The 11,895-nt window shown below is 71.6% G+C and carries 10 protein-coding genes; 7 read left to right on the forward strand and 3 right to left on the reverse strand.

The window, feature by feature from the left end:
• Positions 1-118 precede the first annotated feature (118 nt).
• The 6 genes from B073_RS0107030 to B073_RS0107060 all read left to right on the forward strand — a co-directional run bounded on the left by B073_RS0107030 (position 119) and on the right by B073_RS0107060 (position 8,866).
• Positions 119-673 carry a MarR family winged helix-turn-helix transcriptional regulator gene (locus tag B073_RS0107030; protein ID WP_018537379.1) on the forward strand — a complete coding sequence of 185 codons (555 nt, stop codon included), beginning with the start codon at positions 119-121 and terminating at the stop codon, positions 671-673.
• Positions 670-3,237: an MFS transporter gene (locus tag B073_RS0107035; RefSeq protein WP_018537380.1), complete on the forward strand. Its 2,568-nt coding sequence runs from the start codon at positions 670-672 to the stop codon at positions 3,235-3,237. Before B073_RS0107030 ends, B073_RS0107035 begins: the two co-directional genes overlap by 4 nt.
• Positions 3,238-3,466: 229 nt before the next feature.
• Positions 3,467-4,867 carry a dihydrolipoyl dehydrogenase gene (gene lpdA, locus B073_RS0107040; RefSeq protein ID WP_018537381.1) on the forward strand — a complete coding sequence of 467 codons (1,401 nt, stop codon included), beginning with the start codon at positions 3,467-3,469 and terminating at the stop codon, positions 4,865-4,867.
• A gap of 412 nt (positions 4,868-5,279) precedes the next feature.
• Complete coding sequence (locus B073_RS0107050) at positions 5,280-6,497, forward strand: acyl-CoA dehydrogenase family protein (protein WP_018537383.1); 1,218 nt, start codon at positions 5,280-5,282, stop codon at positions 6,495-6,497.
• Between the two features lie 217 nt (positions 6,498-6,714).
• Positions 6,715-8,115, forward strand: coding sequence for an MFS transporter (locus B073_RS0107055; RefSeq protein ID WP_234025011.1), 1,401 nt, complete (start codon positions 6,715-6,717; stop codon positions 8,113-8,115).
• A gap of 184 nt (positions 8,116-8,299) precedes the next feature.
• Positions 8,300-8,866 carry a hemerythrin domain-containing protein gene (locus B073_RS0107060; protein WP_018537385.1) on the forward strand — a complete coding sequence of 189 codons (567 nt, stop codon included), beginning with the start codon at positions 8,300-8,302 and terminating at the stop codon, positions 8,864-8,866.
• A 67-nt stretch (positions 8,867-8,933) separates the two neighbouring features.
• Here the strand turns inward: B073_RS0107060 and B073_RS0107065 are convergent, their stop codons facing one another.
• From B073_RS0107065 to B073_RS0107075, 3 genes are all read right to left on the reverse strand, one after another.
• Positions 8,934-9,956 (reverse strand): Ku protein, encoded by a 1,023-nt coding sequence (locus B073_RS0107065; RefSeq protein ID WP_018537386.1) that lies wholly within the window; start codon positions 9,954-9,956, stop codon positions 8,934-8,936.
• A gap of 31 nt (positions 9,957-9,987) precedes the next feature.
• Positions 9,988-10,920 (reverse strand): hypothetical protein, encoded by a 933-nt coding sequence (locus B073_RS46260; RefSeq protein ID WP_018537387.1) that lies wholly within the window; start codon positions 10,918-10,920, stop codon positions 9,988-9,990.
• 192 nt (positions 10,921-11,112) lie between these two features.
• On the reverse strand, positions 11,113-11,463 hold the full coding sequence (locus tag B073_RS0107075) for a hypothetical protein (RefSeq protein WP_018537388.1): 351 nt from the start codon (positions 11,461-11,463) through the stop codon (positions 11,113-11,115).
• Positions 11,464-11,640: 177 nt separating this feature from the next.
• Between B073_RS0107075 and B073_RS0107080 the strand changes: the two genes are divergently transcribed.
• Positions 11,641-11,895 carry a hypothetical protein gene (locus B073_RS0107080; RefSeq protein WP_018537389.1) on the forward strand — a complete coding sequence of 85 codons (255 nt, stop codon included), beginning with the start codon at positions 11,641-11,643 and terminating at the stop codon, positions 11,893-11,895.

An 11,895-nucleotide genomic window follows, 5' to 3' on the forward strand; every position in this document is an offset into this window, starting at 1 on the left:
GCGGTCGGCGGCGCCGGCGGGCAGCGCTATGCTTGCTGGATACAAGCAACGTATCCAGTGGAATCGACTGGATCACGGCAATCACCCATGCACGCATCCAGTGCGAAGGATCACGACGATGAGCAACGGCGCGGTCCGTGCCTGCGACGGGGCGGGGATCACGGAGATCACCGCCACGTCGAGCCTGGACGAGGCGGCCGCGGGGCTGGGCACGGAGATGGTCCGTTTCACCCGGCTGATCGCGGCCTGGAAGCAGCGAGTCAAGCATGACGCCGGCGCCGCCGACCGGGTGCTGCTGGCCAGACTGGTGTGCGGAGGGGACCAGCGGGCGACCGATCTGGCCGCCGACGCCTTCCTGGACCTGTCCACCGTCAGCCGGCAGGTCCGCTCGCTGGTCGAACGCGGTCTGGTCGCCCGGCGCCCCGACCCCGAGGACCGGCGCGGCTCGCTGCTGACCGCCACCGAGGCGGGGCGGGCCCGCTTCGAGGACTACCGGCGTCAGCGCGACGCCGAGCTGGCCGGGGTCCTCCAGCCCTGGTCGCCACAGGACCGGACCGATCTGATCCGGCTGATGGGCCGGCTCAACGCGGCCCTGGCAGAACGTCAACACGCACGGCCGGGCCCCGGGGGAGACCAGGGCACCACAGGGGAGCAGGGAGAGATACGCAGATGAGCACAGCCACCTCTCCGCCGGGGGCACAAGCCAAGGCGGCACCAGGGCCGGGGGCGCTCACCCACCGCCAGATACTCACCATCCTCAGCGGTCTGATGCTGGGGATGTTTCTCGCCGCGCTCGACCAGACGATCGTCAGCACCTCCATCCGCACCATCGCGGACGATCTGCACGGACTCAGCCAGCAGGCGTGGGCGACCACGGCCTACCTGATCACCTCCACGATCGCCACCCCGCTGTACGGCAAGCTGTCCGACCTGCACGGCCGCAAGCCCTACTACCTCGCCGCGATCAGCATCTTCGTGACGGGCTCGGTGCTCTGCACCTTCTCCACCTCGATGACCGAACTGGCCGCGTTCCGCGCCGTCCAGGGCCTGGGTGCCGGCGGTCTGATGTCGCTGGCACTGGCGATCATCGGTGACATCGTCCCGCCCCGGGAGCGCGCCCGGTACCAGGGCTACATGCTCGGTACGTTCGCCACCTCCAGCGTCGCCGGCCCGCTCATCGGCGGCGCGCTGGCCGGCCAGGCCACCCTGCTCGGCATCACCGGCTGGCGCTGGGTCTTCCTGGTCAACGTGCCGATCGGCATCATCGCGCTGTTCGTCGTCGCCAAGGTCCTCAACATCCCGCACGCCCGCCGGAACCGGCGCATCGACTGGTGGGGCGCGCTCACCATCTCCCTCGGCGTCGTCCCGCTGCTGCTCGTCGCCGAGCAGGGCCGGGAGTGGGGCTGGACCTCGGCCGGCTCGATCACCTGCTACGCCGTCGGCGTCGTGGGCATCATCGCCTGGGTCCTGGTCGAGCGGTGGATCGGGGACGACGCGCTGATCCCGATGCGGCTGTTCCGCAACGGCACCTTCAGCAAGACCAGCCTGCTGTCCGTGCTGATCGGTATGGGCATGTTCGGCGGGATGCTGATGATCCCGCAGTACCTCCAGATCGTGAAGGGCGCCAGCCCCACCAAGTCGGGCCTGGAGATGCTGCCTTTGATGGCGGGCATGATGATCGCCTCGATCGTGTCCGGCCAGATCACCGCCAAGACCGGTCGCTACAAGGTCTTCCCGATCATCGGCACCGCCCTGATGGTCGCCGCCATGCTGCTCTTCCACTACCGCGTCCAGTGGGACACCGCGCTGTGGGAAACCATGGTCTACATGCTGGTCTTCGGCCTCGGCCTGGGTGGCTGTATGCAGACCCTGGTGCTGGCCGTGCAGAACGCGGTCCCGCCGCAGGACATGGGTGTGGCCACCGCCTCGTCCACGTTCTTCCGGCAGATGGGTGCCACCGCCGGTACCGCGATCTTCCTCTCGGTGCTGTTCAGCACGGTCGGTGACAAGATCGGCGACGCGTTCAAGGCCGCCGTGTCCACCACGCGCTTCCAGGAAGCGCTCAAGGACCCCGCGGTGCTGCACGACCCGGCCAACAAGCCGGTGCTCGACATGCTCAAGCACCCCGGCAACGGCGGCTCTTCGGGTGTGCTGAGCGACTCCTCGTTCATCCAGCACCTGGACCCGCGGCTGGCCGAGCCGTTCAAGCGCGGCTTCGCGGACTCCATGCACACCGTCTTCCTGATGGGCGCGGTCGTCGTCGCGCTGGCCTTCGTGCTGATGTGGTTCATCAAGGAGGTGCCGCTGCGGCAGATCTCCGGCCTCCAGGCACGGGCCCAGGCGGAGGCCGAGGCCAACGGCGAGGCGCCGCCCGCCGCGGAGGCCGCACGCGCCGCCGCGCCGGCCCCGGAGGCGGTCGCCCCCGCCGCCGCGGCCACCGAGCACGTCCCGGACCCCGGCGTCGGCGCGTCCGGTCCGCTGATCCGCGGCACCGTGCGCGACAGCGGCGGCCACCCGGTCCCGCAGGCCGCGGTCACCCTGATCAGCGTCGGCGGGCGGCAGCTCGGCCGCACCACCACCGACGCCGACGGCGGCTATGCGCTGCCGACCACCGGCCCCGGCACCTACGTCCTGATCGGCTCGGCCGGCGCCCGCAAGCCGCAGGCACTGACCGTCGTGGTGGGCGCCGAACCGGTCGTCCTCGACCTGACCCTCAGCGGTGCGGCCGGGCTGTCCGGCGAGGTCCGCGAGGAGAAGAACGACGACCCGGTGCCCGGTGCGCTGGTCGTCGCCACCGACGTCCGCGGCGAGGTCGTGGCCTCCGGCGTCGTCGGCCAGGACGGCGGCTTCGCGTTCGACGAACTGACCCCGGGCAGCTACACCCTGGCGGTCAGCGCCGAGCGCCACCGCCCGTCCGCGCTTCAGGTGGAGGTGGCCGCCGGCACCCGCAACTGGTACGAGATCCGGCTGACGCTGGGCGCCCGGGTGCGCGGCACCGTCCGCACCGTGCAGGGCGGCGCGGTCAACGACGCCCGGGTCACCCTGCTCGACCCCGCGGGCAACGTCGTGGGCACCGCCACCAGCGGCCAGGACGGCGAGTACGTCTTCACCGACCTGGACAGCGGTGAGTACACGCTGATCGCCAGCGGCTACCCGCCGGCCGCCGCCCCGCTGCGGCTGACCGCCTCCGGACAGGCCGAGTGCGACATCGAGCTCAGTCACGACACGGTGCGCTGATCCTCCGTCGCAACGGCACCGGCCAGGGCCCGGCGACTTCGGTCGCCGGGCCTTGGCCGTACGGCCTCCCGACCGCTCCCGGGCGCGGTCCGCGTCCGCCGACCCCCCGCCTGGACCGCGAAGCGCTGCGGCCCCGCCCGCCCCCGCCTAGGCTGCCGAGCATGAGCGAGCCGAACACGGGACGGTGCCTGCCTGGCGCCGCTGCCGACCGACGCGGCGGGTGCGCGGCATGAACACCGACTTCGACGTGGTGGTGCTGGGCGCCGGCCCCGGCGGGTACGTCGCCGCCATCCGCGCCGCCCAGCTCGGCCTGCGTACCGCGATCGTCGAGGCCAAGTACTGGGGCGGTGTCTGCCTGAACATCGGGTGCGTACCGTCGAAGGCACTGCTCCGCAACGCCGAGATCGCCCACCTCGTGAACCGCGAGGCGAAGACCTTCGGCATGCGGGTCGACGGGCAGGTCACCTTCGACTACCGCGAGGCGTTCCTGCGCAGTCGCAAGGTGGCCGAGGGCCGCGCCAAGGGCGTGCACTACCTGATGAAGAAGAACAAGATCGAGCAGTTCGAGGGCGTCGGCGCCTTCATCGATCCGCACACCCTCCATGTCACCCTGGGCGACGGCCGGACCGAGACCCTCTCCTTCGCCCATGCCGTCATCGCCACCGGCTCGGTCACCCGGCTGCTGCCCGGCACCTCCCTCAGCCGCCGCGTGGTGACGTACGAGGAGCAGATCCTCTCCGACGAACTGCCGCGCAGCATCGTCATCGCCGGGGCCGGCGCCATCGGTGTCGAGTTCGCTTACGTCCTCCACAACTACGGCGTCGAGGTCACCCTCGTGGAGTTCCTCGACCGCGTGGTACCGCTGGAGGACGCGGAGGTCTCCGCCGAACTCGCCCGCCGCTACCGCAAGTTGGGCATCAACGTCCTGCCTTCCACCCGCGTCGAGGGGATCGACGACTCCGGGGAGCGGGTGCAGGTCACCGTCACCACGGGCGGCCAGCGCCAGACACTGGAGGCCGACCAGGTCCTCCAGGCCGTCGGCTTCCAACCGCGGATCACCGGCTTCGGACTGGAGAACACCGGCATCCGGCTGACCGAACGCGGCGCCATCGACATCGACGGCCGGTGCCGGACCAGCGTCCCGCACCTGTTCGCCATCGGCGATGTCACCGCCAAGCTGATGCTGGCGCACGCCGCCGAGGCGATGGGCATCGTGGCGGCGGAGAGCATCGCCGGCGCGGAGACCATGGAGCTGGACTATGTGATGATCCCGCGGGTGACGTTCTGTCAGCCGCAGATCGCCAGCTTCGGCTGGACCGAGGCACAGGCCCGCGACCGGGGCTTCGACGTCCGGGTGGCCAAGTTCCCGTTCACCGCCAACGCCAAGGCGCACGGCATCGGGGACACCGCGGGCTTCGCCAAGCTCATCAGCGATGCCAGGCACGGGGAGATCATCGGCGCCCACCTCATCGGACCCGAAGTGACCGAACTGCTTTCAGAATTGACGCTTGCTCAGAAATGGGATCTGACCGTGCACGAGGTGGCCCGCAACGTCCATGGCCATCCCACCCTCGGCGAGTCGATCCAGGAAGCGGTGCACGGTCTCGCGGGCCACATGATCAATCTGTGACGGCGGCACAGGTCGTCAGGCCGCGGCACCCGGGCCGCCGTCGGCGCCGGCCGTGGCCCTGCGCCGGCGGACGCTGATGATCGCGCCTGCGCCCACGGCCATCGCCACGCCGCCCACCAGGGCGATCGTCGGCAGCGCGGACGGCGAACCGGTCTCGGCCAGGTGGCCCTTGGTCGAGGTCTCCTTGACGCCGCCCTGCGGCGTGACGCTGTGCTGCGCGGGGCCGCCGGCCGAGCCGCCGCCGGCGGGTTCGGCGCTCTCGCTGGGCTTGCCCGACGTGCCTGGCTTGTCGGGCTGATGGGCCTTGCCGCCCGCCGATGGCGCGGCGACGAAGCGTAGGGTTCCCGGACATCGGTCGCGGACGACGTCATTCCTCGGCCGGCCGGTGGTCGAACGCGAAGGAGGTCAGCGCATGGTGAGGGTTGCGGGAAACGGGGCTATCGAGTCCGGCGGGCGGGACGGGCGGGCCGATGTGCCCCAACTTGCGGCCGGGCTGGTCGAGTTGCTGCGGAGCAACGCCGCCCGTACCGAGCGGGATCGTCGGGTCGCCGAGGAGAATATCGCGGCACTCGACGAGGCCGGTCTGTTCGGTGTCACGGTTCCCGAGCGGTTCGGCGGCCGCCAGGCATCCGTCCGTACCCTCGTCGAGGTGGGTTCGGAACTCGGCCGCGGTTGTGGCTCCACCGCCTGGACGACCAGCCTGATCAACGTCTCCGGCTGGCTCGTCGGCCTCTACCCGGAACGCGCACAACGCGAGGTCTACGAGGAGAACCCGCGCGCACGTGCCTGTGCCGTACTCCCTCCGCACGGGACGAGCCGGGCAGCCGACGGGGGCCAGGTGGTCACCGGCAGGTGGGGCTTCGCGTCCGGCTGTCTGCATGCCCAGTGGGCGTTGCTCGGCGTCTCGGTGACCGACGAGGCGGGCGCGCGCCTGGACCAGGGACTGGCGCTGGTACCGATGGACCAGTTGACGATCGAGGACACCTGGCACGTTGCCGGGATGTGCGGCACCGGCAGCAACACCCTGGTCGCCGACGGTGTCCTCGTCCCCGCGCACCGCGTGCTGTCGGTACCCGGAGCGATGCGGGGCGAGTACCCGACCGAGTTCGCCGACGAGGTCCTCTACCGCGCGGCGTTCGTCCCGACGCTCGCCCTGTCGCTGGCGGGCCCGTTGCTGGGCCTGGCCCGCGGCGGGCTGGAGCTGGTGCTGGCCTCGCTCGCGGAGGGGCGCGGCATCTCGCACACGTTCTACGCGCAGGCGCGGGAGGCTCCGGCCACCCAGACGCAACTCGCCGAGGCCGCCCAGCTGATCGACACCGCCACGCTGCACCTGCGGCGCGCCGCGGACGAGGTCGACGACTGGGCGGCCGGCGGCCGGTGCATGCCCCCGTTCGACCGGATCCGGGTGCGCATGGACATCGGCACCGTCGCCCGCTGTTCACGGGAGGCGCTGGACCTCCTGCTGAACGTCCACGGGGCCCGAAGCTTCGCCGATGCCAGTCCGTTGCAGCGCATCTGGCGGGATCTGGAGACCGGCTCGCGCCATGCCATGGTCAATCCCGCCCTCGCGACCGAGATGTACGGCCGGGCACTGCTCGGCATCGAGGACCAGGTCACGCCACTGATCTGAGGGCGGGTGCGGCGCCGGTCGCCTGGGCCCGATGGTCCGAGGCAGGGGCGGGGCCCGGGACGCGGACTGCTGACGGTCCCTCACACAGCGCAATTGTGTCGCCCGGGAGCGCGGTGTCGGGGGGCCGTCAGGTTTCGCCGCCTCGGCACAGGCAATGCCTTGGAAGCCGCGGACCGGTCCGCAGCGACCGCTGGTTGTGAACTGCTTCTGGAGCGCCATGAGCACGGTTGTTGCCCGCAGCATGTCGGTGTCCCTCCCCTCCGCCCTTATCGGCCCCCTGCTCGTCTTCGTCCTGCTCGACGGGTTCATCCAGGGCAGTGTGGTGTCCCTGCTGCCCGTCATCCGCGACACGTTGCACACCGGCACCGGCCCGGCCATGTGGATCACGGCGACGCAGTTCCTGTCCGCCGCGGTGTCTGTGCCGGTCTTCGGGCGCCTGGGCGATCTGCACGGCCACCGCCGCATACTGCGGGTGGCGCTCGGGACGGTCACCGTCGGATGCCTGCTGTGTGCCTTGGCGCCGACGCTCGGGGTCTTCCTCGCCGGCCGGGTCCTGCTCGGTCCGCTCAGTGCGACGCTTCCGCTCTCCGTCGGACTGGTGCGGGACCGGCTGGACACCGCGGCCAGCCGACGGGGCGTCAGTCTCCTGGTCGCGGCGCTCATCCTCGGGGCGACGGCCGGTACGGCCACGGCCGGGCCGCTGGCGTCCGTCGCCGGTGGTGGGCGCACGGTGCTGTGGTGTCTGGCGGTGCTGGCCGCGGTGGGCCTGGTGCTCGCCCTCACTCCGCGCATCTCGGAGACCGTGCGGTTGGCGAGCGGGCGGATGGACTGGACGGGCGCCGTGCTGCTCGGCCTCGGGCTGACGCTGCTGCTCGGTTCCGCGGCCCAGGGCGCGGCGCATGGCTGGCACTCGCCGCCGGTCCTCGCCGGCCTGCTGCTCGCGCCGGTGGCCCTGGGCCTGTGGGTGCGTTCGTCGCTGCGCAGCAGTGAACCCCTGGTCGATGTGCGGGCGATGGCGGGCCGCGCCATCGCACCGGCCTTCGCCTGCGGATTCGCCGCAGGTGTCGTGGTCCTGGGCGGGCAGGGGGTCACCGTCGCGTTCCTCGACGCGGTCCCGGAGGAGGCCGGATACGGCTTCGGGCTGCCGCAGTGGCAGATCGGACTGTGGATCGCCGTACCGGCCCTGATCAGCTTCCTGACCGCCGGTGCCTCGGCTGCCGTGGGCCGGCGCCTGGGCTACCGCGCCATGCTCACCGCCGGCTTCCTGCTCATGGCCGCCGGATTCGGGGTGGAGATCGTGGGCTACGCCGTCATGGCCACGTGGTACGCCGGTCATCTGCTGGCCGGCGTGGGCATCGGCCTGGCGGTCAGTGGGCTGCCCACCGTCATCACCGAGGGCAGCCCGCGCGATCGGGCGGCGTCCGCGACCGCCGTCTACTACAACCTCAAGACCGCCGGTGGCAGCATCGCCGGAGCCGCCGCGGCCGCGCTCTTCAGCGGTCTGCTGACGCGCTCCACGCACCAACCGTCGCTCGCCGCCTACCTGTTGCTGTGGGGCGCCTGCGGGGTCCTGGCCCTGGTGTCGGCGGCCCTGATCCGTCTCACACCGCGGACGTGACGAGGCGCCGGGCGAGGACCGCCAGGCACCCGGAACGCCGAGCGGGTGCCGCCGGCCGCGGGAGGTCTCGTCAGGCAAGGCGCGGGGGCGCGCGGGATACTGGTGGGAGAGGGGAACCGGCCTGCGCGCGACGGTTCCAGGCACCCCGTAGCTCGACGTCACCCCACGTGAAGGAGCCCTTGCCATGGGACACGGCGGAAACGTCATCAACGAGCTGACGGCGGACCACCGCGAGGTGGACGAGCTCTTCGACCAGCTCGCGTCGCAGCCCACCGGCACCCGGCGGCGCCGGGAACTGGCGGACCGACTCACGGTGGAACTCGTTCGGCACTCCGTTGCCGAGGAGCAGTACCTCTATCCCACGGTGCGCGAGCACGTGGAGGGCGGACGTACCCTCGCCGACCGGGAACTCCGCGACCACACCGAGGTCGAGAAGCTGCTGAAGTCCCTCGAATCGCTGGAGCCCACCGACTCCCGCTTCGACCAGCAGATCGCCAAGCTGCAGACCACCGTCCAGGCACACGTCCGGGACGAGGAGAGTCGGCTCTTCCCGCTGCTGGCCGACGCCTGCTCCGCGCAGATGCTCCAGGAGCTGGGCGACAAGGTCCGGAAGGCCAAGAAGACGGCGCCGACCCGGCCCCACCCGTCCGCTCCGCACACCCCGCCGGCGAACAAGATCCTCGCCCCCGGAACCGGACTGGTCGACCGGGTGCGCGACCTGCTCACCGGCCGCAGACACCACATCGCCTGAGCGGCGTCCACGGACCTCGCCTGAGCCGCGTCCATGGCTGTGACAGTCCTCGCCGTGGGGATGTGCATCAGGCCGCGCGCTTGCCGGCGCGCGTCCCGGTCTCCTTGCCCGTCCTCTTGCCGGTCGTCCTCTTGCCTGTGGTCTTCTTGCCGGTGGTCTTCGTGCCGAGTGCCTTGATGAGCTGGTCGCGGTTCATCCTGGACCGGCCGGGCACGTCCCGGTCACCGGCCAGCCGGTACAGGTCGGCCTTGCTGAGGTCGTGCAGATCCTGACTTCGGCGCCGGGTTCCTTCGGCGCCGCGGGTGCCGCGCCCCTTGCGGGCTTCCTCGACGCTGTTCCGCAGGGTTTCCATCAGGTCCACGACGTCGGTGGCCTCCGGCGGCTCCTCGGCGCCGACGACCTCCTGGCCCTTGGCCTTCGCCGCGACGAGTTCGCCCACCTTCTCCTCGTAGGTGTCGTGGTAGTCCTTCGGGCGCCAGGCGATCGACAGGGCGTCGATCAACTGGCGTGCGGTGTCCAGGTCCCGTCCCCGTGCCTGGCGCCGCTCGGGCAGGTACGGCAGCTCCTGGTGCGGGTCGCGGACCTCGTCGGCCCAGTGCAGGGTGTGCATGGCCAGGACGTCCTCCTGGGCGCGCAGCGCCACCAGGTACTGCTTGCCGCGCATGACGAGGGTGGCGATACCGGCCTTGTCCGCCTGGCCCAGGGCGGCGCGGAGCAGCTCGTAGACCTTGGTGTACTCCTTTGCCTTGGGCGCCAGGTAGTAGGTGCGGGCGAAGTAGACCGGCTCGATCTGCTCGACGTCGACGAAGCCGCGGATGTCGATCACCTGTGACTTGCCCGGCGCGATCTCGTCGAGCTCCTCCGGCTCGACGATCACGTAAGTGCCGTCGACCTCGTAGCCCTTGACGATGTCGTCGTGGTCGACCTCCTTCCCGGTCCGCTCGTTGATCCGCCGGTTGCGGATCCGGTCAGAGGTGCCGCGTTGGAGTTGGTGGAAGTGGACGGTGTGGTCCTCGGTGGCGGTGAACAGCTGCACCGGCACCGACACCAGCCCGAAGCTCACCACTCCGCTCCAGATGGCCCGCGCCATGTCCGCTCCCTGCCCTTCTCCTGGTGGCGGTTCAGCGATCGCGGTGTTCGGGGCCGGTCTGCCGCGGAGCCGGCGCGGCCGCTTCCGCGGCGCGGCGCCGGATCTCGCGTTCTGCGTGTTCGGCCTGTCGCACGCGTTCACCGGCCGTCTCGGCTGCCCGGCGTGCCCGCCGCAGCTCGTCCTCGGCCTCCGCTAACTGTCCGCTGAGCGTGGTGACTTGCTGCTGTGCGGCCTGGTGCCGGTCGAGTGCCTGGCGTTCCGCGGTCCTGGCCGCGGCCGTCTCGGCCGCGGCCGCACGCGCGTCCCGCTCGGCGTCCGCGGCCTGCTGTCGTGCCTGTTCCCGGTCCCGCTCGCGCTCGCCGTCCGTCTCGGGCGCGAGGTGCGTCTCCCGCGCCCGACGACGAGTGCGGGCGGCGTCGAGGTCGACGACTTTCCCCGTACCGGCGTGTGGGGCGGGGGCCGGTGCCCGTGCTGCCTGGGGAACGTCCGGGAGGATGCCGAAACCGATGGCGGTGAGCGGCTGTGCCAGGCGTCCGCCGGCCCAGTCCTGGGCTGCCTGTCGGTCGGCCAGGACGGCCCGCAGGGTGCCCTCCAGCTCCCGCTCGGCGTTCGGGCCGAGGGGGTGGCCCGCCCGCGCGGTCAGCCTGCGTGCCTGGCCGGTCAGCGCGGCCACCACCTCGTGTTGCTGCCCGGACAGCTCACGCAGTCGTCGGCCGTCCAGCTCCTGATGGGCCTGGCGCAGCTCCTCGCCGAGCCGGAGCAGTCGTGTCCGGTCCCGGCCCGGGTCGCGGGCCAGGAGGTTGCCGGCCCAGGCGGCGAGGGTGGGTCGGCGCAGCTGCCGGATGCGGTCCGACAGCTCCCGGTCGCCGGCTGCCCGTGCAGCCAGGGCCCGCTCGTCGCGCACCGCGGTGAACTCGTCCGGTGGCAACGCGTAGAGCTCGTCGGCGACGGTGTCCAGATCCACCTGGCCCTCCAGGGGCGCGGGTGCGCCCTACGGGCATTTTTTCATGGTCCGCGGGAGAAGTCCCCTCGCATGCGTTCCCGGCCCGCGTCCGGAACAACGCTGTTTCCGGCGGGAGGACGCCGGTAGCGGTGCACCGCGCGAGCGGCGATGGCCTCAGCGGCGCGTCGTGCGTCGTTCACCTCGCGTGCGCACTCAGTGGCCGAACCGGAAGTGATGGCGCTTGGGGTGCTTGGTCGCGGTGCTCCCCGTCGCCTCGGGCGCCTCGTCCGCCGTCCCGGGCTGCCTGGCGGGCATCCGGGCGCTGCGGACGGCCGGTCTCCGGTGCCGCGCCCGAGTCATGCCTGTCATGATCATGGCGAGGGCGAGGCCCAGGATCAGGGTGAGCGCGATTCCGGAGAGGAAGATCGCCAGGCTGTTCATGGTGGCGATGTGGTTGCCGAACACCCCCACGCCGTAGTCCGGCCCGCCGGACAGGTTGTCGGCGATCAGCACACCCATGAACGCCCCGGTGGCGGCAAGGAGCAGTAGTCCCAGGAGGAGCATGGTGGCCACCTTTCTGTGACATCCACCCTTCCACTCTGGCACCGCACGGAGCTGGCGTCGAGGTGACGAGAAGCGCCGGCGGCAACCACTGACGGGAAGCGGTGAGGCCGCCGCACGGACTCGTCCGGACGGCCGGTGCCGGGAGCGCCGGGCGCGGTCAGCCTGCACCGTGGAGGCATGGACAACACGCCCGGCAGGGACCATGCTCCCGAGATCGACCCCGCTCCCAAGATCGTGGTGGACGCGCCGCGGGCGGACGGCGGACGCCGGGTCTGGATCGGCCACGACTCGGTGGGTCTGGCCTACGGCAGGATCGACGTCCTGGAGTTCGCCCGCCGCGCCGGCCTCGATCCCGACCAGGTCGATCTCCACGACCCGGACGTGGTCCGGTGGCGGGGCGGCGGCCCGGACGACTGGACGGCCGACCGGTGA

This window comes from Streptomyces sp. MspMP-M5 (assembly GCF_000373585.1).
Classification (GTDB): Bacteria; Actinomycetota; Actinomycetes; order Streptomycetales; family Streptomycetaceae; genus Streptomyces.